The organism is Rheinheimera riviphila, assembly GCF_004005945.1.
In the GTDB taxonomy this organism is placed as follows: domain Bacteria; phylum Pseudomonadota; class Gammaproteobacteria; order Enterobacterales; family Alteromonadaceae; genus Pararheinheimera; species Pararheinheimera riviphila.
The window spans coordinates 191,686-207,018 of the sequence record NZ_SACS01000004.1 but is presented as its reverse complement, the minus strand read 5'-3'; the positions used below and the strand labels follow the sequence as shown (position 1 = coordinate 207,018).

The window sequence follows — 15,333 nt, the reverse complement described above, 5'->3', positions numbered from 1 at the left end:
ATGCAGCACTTTTTGCACGCTTTACTTGAAGGTAGCCGCGCCGCATTGCAGTCAATTCGCGCCCATGCGCTGCGCAGTTCACTCACCACGCTCGGCATTATCATTGGGGTGGCATCAGTGATTACCGTGGTCGCGGTGATGAACGGTTTAAGTTCCAGTATCCGCGGTCAGCTCGATGATTTAGGCAGCGACATGGTGACTATCCGCGCTTACACCACCCCAGAGCAGGAACTGCTCGGTTTTCGCAACAAGCTGCGCGATGAAGATTATCTGCTGTTAAAGTCCAGAGTGAAAAATATCGAAGACATTACGGCAACGATGCCAGCCTTTAGTATGGGGCTGAGTGTCGGTTATGGCCGCAACAGCACCCAAACCCAGCTGATTGGCGCCGACAGCAGCTATCAGAATGTGGTGCGGGTGTATCCGCAGCAAGGCCGGTTTTTATCAGAACAAGACGATAACAAACGCCGCCGGGTGGCTTTTATCGGCGCGACTGTGGCGAAAAAGCTACAAATGCCGGCCAATCCGATTGGCCAATACATCAATTTATCCGGCGACTGGTTCCGGGTGATTGGCATGGCGGAAAAGCGTGGCAGCCTGTTTGGCTTTGATCAGGATAATTACATCATCACCCCTTTCAGTACCGCCAAAGCGCTGAATGGCCCAGATAATTTAATGGTGGAAATCAGCTACCGCCCCAAAGCCGATGCTGATCCCAAGCTAATCGAACAGCAAATTCGCCAATTACTTCGCCACCGCGCAAAATTGGCCAGCGAGGCGCCGGATCATTTTGAATTTGTCAGTGCCGAAAAAACCAAACAACAGCTGGATACGGTGTTTAATTCAATTACCGCCGTCGCCGCCGGTGTGGTCAGTATCAGCTTGTTAGTCGGTGGCATTGGTGTGATGAATATCATGTTGGTGTCCGTAACCGAACGTACCCGTGAAATTGGTATTGTCAAAGCACTGGGCGCGACGCCGCAGTTTATTCTGCTGCAGTTTTTGGTCGAAGCACTGGTGTTGTCGTTGTTTGGTGGGGTGCTCGGGTTGATGCTGGGTTATTTATTTGCCGCAATCATCGCTTTTTCGCTGCCTTCGATGCCGGGCGCACTGGTGCCACTATGGGCAATTGGGTTATCGTTTGGCTTTACCAGCTTGATTGGATTGGTATTTGGCTTAGCTCCGGCGGTCAAAGCGGCCCGATTACAACCGATAGATGCCTTACGTTATGAATAACAATGCAGCGCAGAAAGTCAGCCTCTGGCAGCAGTTCCGGCCGTTCTGGCAGGTGAGTCTGCAGGCCAGCCGCGAATACAAAATGGTGACTTTGGTGACCTTCGTACTGGCCTTCGCGGTGTATTACAGTGTAATGCAGGCGATGTTTGTCGACAGCAGTTTTCGTACCCAACTGGCGGTATTGCTGCGTGGAGTGCTTGATACCACCACGTTAATTCTGTGTTGTCATTTTTTGCTACGGCCCTACCTCAAGCTGACCTTTATTCCACAAGGCCGGTTTGGCTGGGAACTGGTACAGCTTGTCGTCTGGCTTTATGTGTTGGGTGTGCTGAGCATGCTGCTTTCGTACGGTTATGGCAAAATTCCGCTGCTGAAACTGACCGATTTTAGCAGTATGGTGTTTACGTCGGCCGAAGGTGAACATCAGATGCGACTCGACACCGGCACGACGTTGCTGATTGGCGGCTTTAACCAGGCCGTGGTCTTTGCCACCTGGGCAATGGCTTATGTGATGTGGCAAAGTATTAAAAGTAAAAAACAAATGCAAATTCAGATGCAACAAACCCAGTTGCAGCAGCTGACCAATCAACTAAGCCCGCACTTTTTATTTAATGCCTTTAACAGCATCCGCGCTTTGATTTACGAAGACCGTGATAAAGCCGCCGAAACCGTCACTCAGCTGTCCGAATTGTTCCGCACTCACCTACAAGCCCATTTGCGGCCGCTGTCGAGCCTGGCGGAAGAATGGCAAATCGCCCAGCGTTATCTGGCGATTGAACAAGTGCGGTTAGAACAACGGCTACAAGTGCAGCTCGATTTTGCCGAGCAACTGTGGCAACAACAAATTCCAACTTTAAGTTTGTTAACGCTGGTGGAAAATGCGGTTAAACATGGCATCAGTCCGAATCAACAACCCGGGGTGCTGCGGATCAGTAGTTTGCAACTATCCGCCAGCCGCTGGCGGTTGGAAGTGCAAAACAGCTACCGCCATCAAAGCCAGCAAGCCGGCACTCAGACTGGCCTTGCGAATTTACGCCAACGCCTGGTTTTGATGCCTGGCGAAAATACCTTAACCACCAATATCACCGAACCAAAACAAGGTTTAGGTCAGTTTTTGGTGACGCTGGAGCTGCAGTATGATTAAAACTCTGATCGTGGATGACGAACGACTGGCGCGCGCCGAATTAAAACGGCTGCTCAGTGTTCACCCAACTATTGAAATTGTTGGCGAAGCAGCCAGTGCGGCAGAGGCTCGCGAGCTGCTGGATAAACTGGACGTCGACTTAGTGTTTCTGGATATTCAGATGCCGGAAGTGTCTGGCCTGGAACTCGCAGCTAGCTTGCATAGCTCGCTACAGTTTGTGTTTTGCACTGCTTTTAACAGTTTCGCTCTGGACGCTTTTGCACTGAATGCGCTGGATTATCTGGTGAAACCTTTAGATCCGGCGCGGTTGGCTAAAACCTTACAGCGTTACCGGCCGCTGGAATTACCTGAACAAAACCAGCTACAACAGGCTTCCGCGCCTACTCAGTCTGCTGCGATCCCGGAGAATTATTTACCCGATCAACATGGCCTGTTACTAAAATTCGGCGAACTGAACCGGATCGTGCGTCTGAACGAAATCAGCCGTTTTGAAAGCATCGGCAACCACACCGCCGTCTACACCAGCTTTGGCAAAACTTACCTGCACAGCTCGCTGTCAAAAATCGAAAGCCGGCTCGATCCACAATTTTTCTTCAAAGCCAGCCGCGCCGATATCGTCCGCCTCGACGCCATCAAACAACTCGAACCCGGCATCGGCAGCGGCACCATGCTCGCCATCCTCAAAGACGGCGCCGAAATAGAAGTCAGCCGCCGGCAAATGCAGAGTTTGAAACAGACTTTTGGGACATTTTGATGGGTGTAGATGACGACTTGAGTAACCACCTGTAGTGCGCGACTCAGCCGAAGGCTAGTCCGCCGGATGTCGGATCCCACACGGAAATTCGTATCAACAAGCCGGCGCACTACCGCTGTCGCGGTGAGTGACGCCCTACTGTGGGGTGCGTATATCTGCCTTAAGCAACCAACCGTTGCTGCCGTCACACGTTTTTGTGGCAAAACCAACCGTTTAACCCCTATTTTCACCAAACATCACTTTTTTAGCTGGTAAAGCCGCGCATAGCCTTAATCTGATCCCAACAGCAAGCCCCTTCAAACACACAAAAAGGACCACCGCTATGCAAGACATCATCAACACATTGCAACAACAAGGACTTGGATTTTGGTTATGGTTTTTACCCTTGATGCTGGTGATTTGGTTTTTACCCACTATTCTGGCGGCGTTTTTTAATCGTAAGCAGTTGAAGTATATCGCCATTGCCAACGTCCCGGCTGGCATGTCGTTTATTGCCTGGGGTGGTTGTATTGTCTGGGCGGTGACCGGCAACCTGTGGCAGAAGAAAACTGCCACGCCGGTTGAACCGCAGGTCTAATCGCAGCTGTGCCCCTAGCTGAGACAGGCTAACCCAAGCGGCTAATTTGTGCCGCTTTAACCTGCAACTCTTCATCGGTGTCGGCGTAACGCAATGCAATCTCAACAAATTGATCTTCCACCGCAATGTAGGCATCAACAATATCGGGATCAAAATGGCTGCCACGGCCATCAAGAATAATCAGCCGGGCCTTTTCATGGGGCATGCCGTCTTTGTAAACCCGGCGGCTGATCAACGCATCATACACATCGGCCAGCGCCATTAACCGCGCCGACAGCGGAATGGCTTCACCGGCCAACCCTTCCGGGTAGCCGCTGCCGTCCCATTTTTCCTGGTGATACAAAGCAATTTCTTTGGCCAGTCGCAAAAATGCCACCGGCGCGCCCAAAGCTTTTTCTGCATATTCAATGGCATTCCAGCCTAACGTGGTATGAGTTTTCATAATTTCGAACTCGTTCCCAACAAAACGGCCGGGTTTTAATAAAATACTGTCTGGGATCCCGACTTTACCAATATCATGCAAAGGTGCTGATTTATAAAGCAAACTAATGGTTTCGTCATTCAGTACCGCCGCGTACTTCGGATGGTGGCGCAACTGCTGCGCTAGCACTTTGACATAATATTGGGTACGGCGAATATGATTGCCAGTGTCGGAATCCCGGGTTTCTGCCAGCGACGCCATCGCCAAAATAGTCACATCCTGGATCGCCAACACGTCCTGGGTGCGTTTTTCCACTTCGGCCTGTAAAAACGCATTGTTGTCGCGCAAAAAATCGACGTGGCTTTTCATCGCTAACTGGGTTTTCACCCGCGCCAACAACACCGGTGGGCTGATCGGTTTGCTGATAAAATCGACGGCGCCGAGCGAAAAACCTAGCTCTTCGTCTTCGACCGCCACTTTGGCGGTCAGGAAAATCACCGGAATGGTGGCCAGTTGTGGATCGGCTTTTAACCGGCGACAGACTTCAAAGCCGTCCAGCTCCGGCATCATAATATCCAGCAAAATCAAATCTGGTTTATCAACAGCAGCGACAATCTGCAATGCTTTTTGGCCGCTATTGGCGACCTTTACCCGATACAAATCTTTTAATAAAGCGTTCATTAACATCAGGTTATCGGTCGTGTCGTCCACCACCAGAACGGTCGGTTTTGTCTTGACTGGGTTGTCCATCTGACATTGCTCCATAACTTCATTGTGGATCCGGCGTACCGGCTATTTAGCTGGCACCAGGTCCGGCTCGCCTTGCAGCTGCCGGATCAAACTGAATGCCTGTTCAAATTCAAAATTTTCAATCAACGACTGTAGCTGCAAGAATTGCTGCGGATACAATTGCCGCCAATAACTTTGCTGCGCTGCAAAACAACCAATAGCATCACCATCGGCATCTGCAAGTAACAGGCACAGCTGATTGGCTACGTTGATTTGTTGTGGATCGGCAGCTGGTGCACTGACCGACGCTGTCGCCTTGGCCGTCGAAACTGCGGCATTGAGCGATGGCAACAAGGGCGCCACTTCCGCTTGCACCTGTTGCCATTGTTGTTGAATCCGTTGTAATGCGCCTGCCAGCTCGATGTTGTGATCGGTGGAAGTAGCACCAGCCACGAGCTGCTGACAGAGCAGTTCCAGCTGGGTTGCTTCGCTGGCAAGGGCGGTTAAACCAACAGTGGCGGCGACACTTTTCAGGCTATGGGCATGGCGCTCAGCGTCAACCCAGTGCTGATTGGCAGCGGCTTGCAGTAGTTGCAGCACCAACGGTTTTTGCGCCGCCACACCTTGCGCCTCAACACCTTTTGCCTCAACGCATCGACTTAATAACGACAGATACAACGAATGATTTTTTTGCAACCGACGACAAGCTTCGCGCCAGTGCAGCATGCTGCACTGATCAAGCACCGTTAAATCAAGGGTTTGGCTTAATTTGGTCGCAAGCGCTGGTTTTTCCGGAGCAGGCGCCGGTGTGTCCTGAGCTGCCGGCGTCGATGCCGTCGACAACCAGCGTAGCAACGTCGCGAACAGCTGCTCTGGCGCAATCGGCTTGGCAATAAAATCGACCATGCCAGCCTCGAGACAACGCGCTTTATCCTGCGCTAACACATTGGCCGTCATCGCAATAATCGGAATATGTGCCAGACCGGCCATGTTGTGGATAGCGCGGGTTGCCGTTTCGCCGTCCATCACCGGCATTTGCATGTCCATCAGGATCAGGTCAAACGGCTCTTGCTGCGCCAGCGTTAGTGCCTGTAAGCCATCTTCGGCCAGCGTCACGCTAAAACCGGCACTTTGCAGCAACTCCATGCCAACCTGCTGATTTAAATCATTATCCTCAACTAACATAATCCGCCGCCCGGCATAACGCTGTATCGCGATCATCACCTGATCGGGATCGCTATGTTGCGTCTGTTGCTCATGCTCAACAAGCTGCGGTAAATCAGCACTTAACACATTCATCGCGGTATCAAATAACATCGACGCATTGACCGGCTTGATCAGCACCGCTTCAATCCCGGCATGTTGTGCCTGGCTAAGTAACTCTTCCCGCCCATAAGCCGTGACCATCACCAGTTTTGGCAGCTGGTTTAGCTGCAGCTTGCCGATGTTGTTAGCTACCGCCAATCCATCCATACCGGGCATTTGCCAGTCAAGCAGGATCAGCTGGAAGGATTGGCCCTGTAGATCTTGCTCTGCGATGAGTTGCAGCGCTGTCGCACCATCACTGCAGGTCGTCACCAAAAAAGTCATCGACTCAAGTAATTCACGCAGCACCACCAGCGCACTTTGATTATCATCCACCACCAGCACCCGTTGCTGGCGTAAATCATGGCGTGGCAATAATTTTCGGGCTGGGGTCGGGTCCAGTTTTAAGGTCGCGGTAAACCAGAAACAACTACCGCGACCAGGTTCACTGTCAACGCCAACGTCGCCAGCCATTAATTCAGCCAGCTTTTTGCTGATCGACAACCCAAGACCAGTACCGCCGTATTTGCGGGTGGTGGAATTGTCGGCTTGCTGAAAACTCTGAAACAATCTGCTGGTTTGCTCGGCGGTTAAACCAATACCGGTATCACGCACTGAACAATGTAACGTCACCTGATCTTGCAACGTTTCTAACAGCCTGATTTGAATGCAAATTTCTCCACGTTCGGTGAATTTCACTGCATTGTTGGCGTAATTAATTAAAATCTGTCCGAGTCGTAACGGATCGCCGATCAGCGCTTGTGGCACATCAGACGCAATATCAATAATCAGCTCCAGTCCTTTCGCGGCGGCTTTTTCACTAATGAGCGCCGCCACGTTGTCGAGCATCCGCTCCAGATTAAAATTGACCTGCTCCAGTTCCAGCTTGCCGGCCTCAATTTTCGAAATATCCAGAATATCGTTGATAATGCCGAGCAGATGTTTACCGGCGGACTGAACTTTTTGCAGGTAATCGCGTTGCTGATGGCTGAGATTGGTTTTTAACGCCAGATGTGACATGCCAATAATGGCATTCATTGGCGTGCGGATTTCGTGGCTCATATTGGCCAGAAAATCTGATTTCATTTTGGTGGCTTGCTCGGCCAGCTCTTTGGCTTTGGAAATGGCGCGCTCGGCAGCTTTTTGCTCGGAAATGTCGACAAAGGTGCCCACCAGTCCGCCCGGCGCGCCATCGGATTTTTTAAAACCGGCAATAAAATACAAAGTTTCGTGTGCGCGGCCATCGGCAAATTGCATGCTGATTTCATGTTGCACTGAGCCGCCGGTGGCGATGGCGTGTTCGTCTTCCTGTTGGTAGGTCTGGCGCATTTCCAGTGGCAGGTAGTCCAAATCCAACACGGTTTTGCCAATTAACTGCTGTCGATCGACGGAAAAAGTACGCTCATACGCCAGATTCACCCCTTCAAACCGCGCATCCGGGCCTTTGTAAAACACCGGATAAGGAATAGTGTCAATCAAGGCACGCTGAAAACTAAATTGATCCAACAACTTCTGCTGCGATGCTTTGCGCTCGCGGATATCGCGCACCGAAATACAGACACAAGGGCCGCGATCGCCCACCGGCGGCAATAACGACAGCTGCACTTCAACCGGAATTCTGGCGCCATTTTGTTGCACCGCCGCCTGTTCAATCGCCGCAACGTTTTGGTGCTGCCCCGCCAGCACATCCGCCAACAAGTTTTTGCACTGCGGCAAAATCAGTTGCAGTGATTGTTGTAATAACGCCGCTTCCTGATAACCAAACATCGCGGTCAATTGCGGATTACACAGAATGATCTGATGATCTTCAGCCACCACCAGCATGCCTTCCGGCGCCGATTGAATGATGGCTTTGTACCAGGCTTCAGTGCTGCGCAGTGCCAGTTGCTGCGCTTCCAGTGTGGCGGTTTGTTCCGCCAGCATCAGCGCCTGATCCTGCATTTTCTGCGCCTGGCGTTTGGTCGAAGCCAGTAATTCTTTGCTGTCGAGCTGGCGTTGCAGCAACGTCATCGCGGTCATGATGGCCGGCAATACCGCTTCTAACAACCGCTGCTGCGAAGGATCGTCACCCCGTAAACTGGCAAGTTCCAGCACGCCCAGCAAGGTGCCATGACTTTGCAGCGGTAACAGCCGGATACAGCCGGGAGCTGCGCCACCCAGGCCGGAGCCAATTTTAAAATAGTCCGCCGGTAAATCGGTCAGGATCAAGGCTTTTTGCTGCAATACCACCTGTCCGGCTAACCCTTCACCGAGCGCCAGCGTTTTTGGGATACTATCCGGTTGATGACAGGCATAAGTCGCCATCAATTCGAGCTGCGCCAGTTGCGCGTCAAACCAGTAAAACAGACCATGCTGAAACCCAAGCTCAGTCGCCAGCAATTGCAAACAAGTCTGCCCGAATTGGGCGTAGGTCTGGCAGGATTGCAGTGAATCGGACAGCTGCGTGATTAAGCCCTTACTGATCCGCTGTAAATCAATTTCCTGACTGGCCAGCCGGTAACTATCCAAAGCCCGCGCCAGCTCGCCAAGCTCCGAAGCATCCTCCTGATAACCAAAACTACTGACAGGTTCACCCGCCGCTAACTGCTGCGTTTGTTGAGTCAAGCGGGCAATGGGCCGCACCAGCCGCAACCGGACAAACCCAATAAAGATCAGTAAAATCAAAGCAGCGTCCAGGGTGAGCAACAGCAAAAGTAAAGTGTCGGCCCACTGCGCAGCGCGGGTATAACCGGCGCTTTCCTGCGCCAGCCGTTTTTCGATATCTGCCGTTACCGTATTCAACCGGCTATTAATAGCCCGTTTTACCCCGGAATACTGAGTGCCATACACCAGGTTAACGGCAGCTTGGGTGTTTTGTTGGGTGGCGGTATCAAAGGCTTGCTGCTCTAACAATACCGCGTTGTCGGATAAGGTTTGCGCTTGTTCAATCAGCGCGCGTTCGTTGTTTTGTAGCGGCAATCCGGCAAGACCCGCCAAAGCACGTTGTCTGGACTGGGTAATATTCAGTTCGGTGTTGTATTCAGAGAGGAATTTACTGTCGGCGGTGGCGGCATAAGCACGCACCGCGAAGGTCATATTGTCGGCGCCTTTGCGAAACAGCGTTAGCATTTGCTGCGACTGCAACAGATGATCCTGAACCAGCCGCCGCTGCGTGCTGTAATAGGTTGCAATCATCACGCTCAGCATGGTCATCGCAATCAGCACCACCATCACAGCTGCGATCAGATTACTGGTGGTTTTGATCCGCATAAAGCAGTGCCCATCCGTGGAACAGAAAATTGTCAGTTATTCTGAGCCTAGCACAGGGTCAAATAATGACCACTTATCAGCAGGGTAAAAGCTATCGCACTGTAAAAAATGCTTCGGAGTTGCAGCGCTAAAACAACGCCGCAAATTTCTGCTGTAAATAAGGTTTTAAGGCAAAGGTGATCAGTTTACCGGCTTGCTCCAGGAAGGCTTTTTGTGAGCTATTCCATTGCATCACATTGCCAACCTGCTCACAACAAAACACCCCGACTAATTGGCCGTTATAGACAATGCCCACATCGAGCAGCGAATAAATGTCATTTGGCTCAAAATAAAGTTCGTTAAAACATGAAGTTGCCGGATGTTCGGCCGCCACAGGCGCATCGATGCCACCTTCATCCCGCATCGCGGCAAAATAGGGCGCGAAATCATCTTCATGTAGCGCAATGCCCTGATAATGTTCGTTTTGCAGCGAATCGTATAAATCGATGGCGACAATTTCACTGAGTAAAGTGTCGGAATACAACCACAGGCTGGCGCGGCTGCATTTCAGTTGAATGGTAATAGTTTCAGTTAGTTGCCGATAAAACTGCTCAGCGTTGATTTGTCCGTCTTTGAATGATTTGATCAGCAGCAATAAGCCGGTCTGGTCGAGCATAACAACTCCTTTGTTTGATCAATGATCTCATAAAATTCAGACATCAGCGTAGTTAACGCTGCTGCTGACGATACCACTCCCCCAAAATCAGGCTGGCCGCGACGCTGACATTCAGCGATTCAACCTGGCCCGAACCTGGAATTTGCAGTGCAACATCGGTGCTATTGGCGACCTGTGTTGACACACCGTCCATTTCTTCGCCAAACACCACCACCACTTTGCTACCAAGCTGGCTTTGGTACAACGACACCCCAGCATGGCTAGAGGTGGTCACCAAACTATAACCGGCTTGTTTACACAGTTGCAGTGCCAGCGGTAAATGCTCGCAGCTTAAGCCTTCGACAAACTCTACTCCACCTTCGGCCGTGCGGGCGGCGGCGCCGGATTGCAGCAAATAAGGCTGCGTCATAATGACGCCTTTGATGCCGAAATGGGCACAGCTACGCACAATAGCGCCGAGGTTATGCGGATTACCCACGCCGTCCAACGCCAATAAACAATCTTGTTTTAAATGTTTATTCGCTGCCAGATAAGCCGCCAGCGACAAATCAGGCTTGCGTTTGACAATCAACACCACCCCGCCGTGATGCTGACTGCCAGCGACTTTTTCCAGTTCGCTGCTGTCAACAATATGATAAGCATGTTTATTCGCCGCCAGATATTTCATCACATCGGCAAATTTGCTGGCCATACTGGCTTCAAGGTACATTTTCACCACCGATTGTGGCCGCTTAGTGAAACAAACCCGGCAAGCGTTTTCGCCCTGCACTTTGGTTTCTTCCAGCCGGTGTTGTTTTAAAGTGGCGGCGCTGACTTTGGCTGCCGGTTTGTGCATAGGATCTTTTGGATCTGCCGCTGGTTTTTTACCTTGAAACGGACTGGTTTTTACCGCAGCTTTATACCCGGCTTTGGCCCATGGCTTTTGCAACGCATCAGCACCACGGCCACTATTTTCCTCAGCGGATTTACGTGGCGGACGCGGCGTTTGGGTTGTAGTCGATGGTTTGCCGTGCGGGCGGCGGGGTTTGGCATCTGCGGACACGAAGGTTTCCTTTGGGGCTACGCCTGCATCACAGGCATCAATAATCAGTTATTCTAACCTAATTGCCGCGCCCGGCGAAGATTAGACTTGAGTTTGTCAGCGTGCGCAGTATGCTGGCGCGCAATTTTTGGTACTTTTTCTTTTGATCCCCTACAGGCGCGGGTTGGCGCGGAGAACAGATTTATGCTGAGTTATCGTCATAGTTATCATGCCGGCAATCACGCTGATGTGATTAAACATCTGGTGGAAGTTGCGATCCTGTTGTATCTGAAGAAAAAAGATAAACCTTTTTGCTATCACGACAGCCACGCCGGTGCTGGCTTGTATAGTCTGAATTCCGAACAAGCGCTCAAAACCGGCGAATTTGGCAGCGGCATTGGTCGCTTAATGCAGCATCAGCCACAAAGCGCAGCGCTGGCCGCGTACCTGGAATTAATCCGTGAGTTAAACCCAAACGGCCAGCTGCAGTTTTACCCAGGCTCCCCTGCCATCGCCAAAATGCTGCTGCGCCGCGACGACAGTATTCAGGCAACCGAATTACACCCCAGTGATTTTCCACTGTTACAAGCGCAATTTCTGAATCGTCGTCATTGCCGCATCGAACAAATGGACGCTTATGCCGGTTTTCGCGCTATGTTGCCGCCGCTGTCGAAACGGGGTTTGGTGTTGATTGACCCACCTTATGAACTGAAAACCGAATATCAGGATCTGGTGAAAGGTTTGCAACAGGCCTATCAGCGTTTTCCGCAAGCCGTCTACGCCATCTGGTATCCAGTGATTGAACGGGCCAGTATTGAAGCGGTGATCCAGGCGATTGTGGATACCGGCATTCGCAATCAACTGCGGATTGAATACAGCCCGAAAGCCGACAGCGAAGGTTTTGGCATGACGGGCTCTGGCATGCTGGTAATTAATCCACCTTATACCCTGGCCACTGAGATGACCGAGGCGCTTCAGGAATTATCACCGTTATTGGCCGATGGCACGGCACAGTGGCAAGTAACGCAGTTGGTTGGCGAATAAGGTTTTTTGGATGATGAAGTTCAGTTCTGTTACATCGATATTGCTGTTGTGCTGCTTATTTGGCGCATCGCAGGCCAGTGCTTTTAGCCGCACCGGCCATCAGCAAATTTGTCAGGCGGCTTATCAGTTACTGTCCAAAGACACGCAGCAACAGCTCGATGCATTGCTGGCGTTGCAGCCCAATCAAAGCTTTGCCGAGGGTTGTGTCTGGCCCGACGAAGCGCGTGGCGAAGCCGCTTATCGCTATACGGCGCCGCATCATTTTATCAATGTGGCGCGCGCTGCCCGCGAAGTAAAAGCACGCGATTGCGCCACTGTTGGCTGTTTATTGTCGGCCATTAAGCACCATGGCGCTTTATTGAAAAAGTTGCCAGTGAACGAGCAAAAACGCCAATCGTTGTTGTTTTTCAGTCATTTTATTGCCGACTTACACCAACCGCTGCATGTCAGTTATGCCGATGACCAGGGTGGTAATAAAACCGCGCTGTATTTTTTAAAACAACCATCGAATTTACATGGCGTCTGGGATCGGGCTTTATTAACCGAATTGGGGTATGAGCAAAACGCTCAATTGTTGGCGGAAAAACTGGCTAAAGTGACGGCTGCGAACAAACAGCTGTGGCGTCAGGGTGATGCGCTGAGCTGGGCCAATGAATCACTGGCGGAAACCATCCACATTTATCAGCGCTACCGTCCGGGCATGTTGCTGGATGACAAGGCAATTCAACGGGATGGTGCTATTGCCGAACGACGTTTGCAACAAGCGGCCGTAAGGCTGGCTGCATTATTGGAACTGCATCTAAAGACGGACGCCCGTTAGTTTTTGGCGTGTTTGATGGTTGCTGTGGGCTGGTCACATATCGCGGCGACTGGCTGACGTTGCAACCACTGCCACACCTGCTGCTGCATCTGGGCATCAAACTGATGGCCTTTATCGGGCCAAAATTTCAGTTGTAACCCGGTCGCTGCATCAACACTACACTGACGATACCATTGCTGCAGTTTGGCAAAACCCTGCTGCACGCCCGCAGTCGGCATCAGTGGATCTTTGCCGCCCATCACCAATAACAAAGGTTTAGGCGCCGCCAGCGCTGCGATATCCGGTAAATCCAGCTGCGCCATCACCCCAGGATGCAGTAGATAAAACGAACTTTGGCCTTTACTGAAGTTGCCATCCGCAACAGTGAGCTTGGCAAATTGATTAAACCAGCCAATGCCGACCGCTGCGTTGATATGTTCGGATAACGCCGCTAATTGCCACACCCGATACGCGCCCATCGAAAAACCCAAAGCGCTAATCTGGCCTTTTTTAACCACTGGCTGCGCTGCTAAAAAAGCCGCCAGCTGCTGATCTTCAAGCGCGGCAAAACCAGCAAGGGAGCGGCCGCGCGCCAGAAAATTCGCCGCTAATTGTTGTTGCTGGGCATAAGCTATCGGGCCACGGTCGCCAAAACCTAAGGTGTCCGCAGCTAATACCACAAAACCTTGTGCTGCCAGCTGTTCACCGACAAAGTTGCCGGAAAAATACTTATCAGCCCATTGCTGTGCTAACGGCAGCTTGGTTTGATCTAAAGGCCGGATCCATTTGTCTTTGCCAAGCCGAAATTCGGCGCCATGATCATGCAACAGTAGAATCGCTGGTTTTGGCTGGGCTGGAGTTGCCGTTTTGGGGATTAACAACCAAACCTGCTGCCACACCGGGGTTAACAGCTGCAGCTGCCAGTGCTCGCGCCAATAAGTACCTTGGTCGCTCTGGCTAAGGCGCTCGGCTTTGATTTGCGGCAGCGGCTCTGGCCACAGATAAGACTGGCGCAGCTGTTGGCGCTGTTGTTGCTGCCATTGGCTAAAATCGTTTTTTTGGTTTTTGCTGGTTTGCGGCGTTAAAGCTTCCAGCTCAGTTGGCCAGAATGGCGCTGGTTGCTCGGCCGCGATGGGTACAGTCGCGAACCCCAGCACGCCGATCAAGCCTAAGTTCAATGAAAAGCGCCAACGCCTCATCAAGGTGCCAACCAGGCAAACACTGCAGTACAAGGCGCATTTGCCGCGCGAACTAAACAAGGCTGCTGTGGCGACTGTAGTTGCAATACTTCACCGACCGCCAATTGCAGTAACGGTGTGCCCGGCTCAAGGCAAATCTCTAGCGGCGCTTGATCGGCATAGATTAGCAGCGTAGCGCCCGTGAGTAGCGGGCTTGGCCAGGGCTGAAACTCGGTTGTACAGTTAGCGGACCAAAGGTTGGCCTGCAAAGAGGCATCAACCATCAAGTTAATATCAACAATAGCCCCAGCAATTAAGCTGGCGTGACTATGGGCACAACCGGCAAAGCGTAACACCTGCTGCTGCGAGTGGACTTGCTGCTGATGCGCATCCACCTGCAAGGTAAAGCCAGCGCCCTGGCGTAGCGCTAATAGCCGTTGATGTTTAGGAAATTGAGTAAAAGCGCCGTCTTGCAGCACCGTCGCCGAGCTAAAACGCCACTGGAAATCCTGCGCTGCAACAGTTGCGTTCACCGGAAAAATCGCCAGTTGCCGGGTTTCACCGCCCGCCCATTTGCTGACCGGCATCGTCGCGGCCGGGATGATTTTTGCTGCCACGCCACGACTATTCACCTGGTTACTGTCCACGCCGCGACTATTCACCTGGTTGCTGTCCACGCTGCAACTATTCACCTGGTTACTGTCCACGCCGCTATTGACCACGCCACTATTGTCCACGCCATTGGGCATGGCATAACGAGTCATGTTTTTCGAGGCTCAGCAGAATTCGGGCCAGCACCATGTCGGCGGCGCCATTCTCACCACTTAAGCCGATTAAGGCTTCAAAATGCAGTTCTGGTTCCAGTTCGGCCTGGATCAGGTCGACCCAATCGGCGGCAGGTGGCACCAGGTCAACATAAGCGCGGCTTTCATAATGTTGTTGATATAGCTGATAATCTTCGGCCGATAAATTCTCGGATGCCAGTTCTTCAAAGATGCTAAAAGCGTGGTCGCATAATTCGTCCAGGGTCCACAGTTCTAATTCAGATAATTGCGTTGGCGAATCGCCTGCTGCGTCAAGTGACATAAAAGCCTCATGGCTGAAGGAAAACCGCAGTATAACAATAACTGCGGTTGGGTCTCCAGCGATCATCTTCGTCATGACTTATGCCCTATTGCCGCGCGTGGAGTGAGACGGCATACTTCGCAGAACTTTAGCTGT

General features: G+C 51.7%; 13 protein-coding genes. 6 read left to right on the top strand and 7 right to left on the bottom strand.

The window, feature by feature from the left end; translation table 11 throughout:
• The 4 genes from EOE67_RS06050 to EOE67_RS06035 all read left to right on the top strand — a co-directional run bounded on the left by EOE67_RS06050 (nt 1) and on the right by EOE67_RS06035 (nt 3,711).
• Complete coding sequence (locus EOE67_RS06050; protein WP_127698141.1) at nt 1-1,236, top strand: ABC transporter permease; 1,236 nt, start codon at nt 1-3, stop codon at nt 1,234-1,236.
• A complete protein-coding gene (locus tag EOE67_RS06045; protein ID WP_164852232.1) occupies nt 1,229-2,380 on the top strand; it encodes a sensor histidine kinase in 1,152 nt (383 codons plus the stop codon). The genes EOE67_RS06050 and EOE67_RS06045 overlap by 8 nt, the downstream gene beginning before the upstream one ends.
• On the top strand, nt 2,373-3,134 hold the full coding sequence (locus tag EOE67_RS06040) for a LytR/AlgR family response regulator transcription factor (protein WP_127698139.1): 762 nt from the start codon (nt 2,373-2,375) through the stop codon (nt 3,132-3,134). Before EOE67_RS06045 ends, EOE67_RS06040 begins: the two co-directional genes overlap by 8 nt.
• 322 nt (nt 3,135-3,456) lie before the next feature.
• Entirely contained in the window at nt 3,457-3,711 is a 255-nt protein-coding gene (locus EOE67_RS06035) for a superinfection immunity protein (RefSeq protein ID WP_127698138.1), read from the top strand.
• A 28-nt stretch (nt 3,712-3,739) separates the two neighbouring features.
• Here EOE67_RS06035 and EOE67_RS06030 read toward each other — a convergent pair whose 3' ends face one another.
• The 4 genes from EOE67_RS06030 to EOE67_RS06015 all read right to left on the bottom strand — a co-directional run bounded on the left by EOE67_RS06030 (nt 3,740) and on the right by EOE67_RS06015 (nt 11,112).
• The gene (locus EOE67_RS06030) at nt 3,740-4,882 is read right to left on the bottom strand and encodes a response regulator (protein ID WP_127698137.1); all 1,143 of its coding nucleotides are present in this window, start codon (nt 4,880-4,882) and stop codon (nt 3,740-3,742) included.
• Between the two features lie 42 nt (nt 4,883-4,924).
• Nucleotides 4,925-9,415: a response regulator gene (locus EOE67_RS06025; RefSeq protein WP_127698136.1), complete on the bottom strand. Its 4,491-nt coding sequence runs from the start codon at nt 9,413-9,415 to the stop codon at nt 4,925-4,927.
• A gap of 127 nt (nt 9,416-9,542) precedes the next feature.
• Nucleotides 9,543-10,070, bottom strand: a complete 528-nt coding sequence (locus tag EOE67_RS06020) for a GAF domain-containing protein (RefSeq protein ID WP_127698135.1) — start codon at nt 10,068-10,070, stop codon at nt 9,543-9,545.
• Between the two features lie 52 nt (nt 10,071-10,122).
• Complete coding sequence (locus EOE67_RS06015) at nt 10,123-11,112, bottom strand: tRNA/rRNA methyltransferase (RefSeq protein WP_127698134.1); 990 nt, start codon at nt 11,110-11,112, stop codon at nt 10,123-10,125.
• Nucleotides 11,113-11,295: 183 nt separating this feature from the next.
• On the opposite strand from EOE67_RS06015, the gene EOE67_RS06010 reads away from it, so the two are divergent.
• Together EOE67_RS06010 and EOE67_RS06005 are read left to right on the top strand one after the other, a co-directional pair.
• Entirely contained in the window at nt 11,296-12,135 is an 840-nt protein-coding gene (locus EOE67_RS06010; protein WP_127698133.1) for a 23S rRNA (adenine(2030)-N(6))-methyltransferase RlmJ, read from the top strand.
• A 10-nt stretch (nt 12,136-12,145) separates the two neighbouring features.
• A complete protein-coding gene (locus EOE67_RS06005; protein ID WP_127698132.1) occupies nt 12,146-12,955 on the top strand; it encodes a S1/P1 nuclease in 810 nt (269 codons plus the stop codon).
• Here EOE67_RS06005 and EOE67_RS06000 read toward each other — a convergent pair.
• The 3 genes from EOE67_RS06000 to EOE67_RS05990 are packed head-to-tail and all read right to left on the bottom strand — an operon-like array spanning nt 12,952 to nt 15,198.
• Complete coding sequence (locus EOE67_RS06000) at nt 12,952-14,112, bottom strand: dienelactone hydrolase family protein (protein WP_164852231.1); 1,161 nt, start codon at nt 14,110-14,112, stop codon at nt 12,952-12,954. The genes EOE67_RS06005 and EOE67_RS06000 overlap by 4 nt on opposite strands.
• Nucleotides 14,113-14,132: 20 nt before the next feature.
• Nucleotides 14,133-14,876 (bottom strand): HutD/Ves family protein, encoded by a 744-nt coding sequence (locus tag EOE67_RS05995; RefSeq protein ID WP_127698130.1) that lies wholly within the window; start codon nt 14,874-14,876, stop codon nt 14,133-14,135.
• Nucleotides 14,839-15,198, bottom strand: a complete 360-nt coding sequence (locus EOE67_RS05990; protein WP_127698129.1) for a DUF440 family protein — start codon at nt 15,196-15,198, stop codon at nt 14,839-14,841. The genes EOE67_RS05995 and EOE67_RS05990 overlap by 38 nt, the downstream gene beginning before the upstream one ends.
• Between the last annotated feature and the right edge of the window lie 135 nt (nt 15,199-15,333).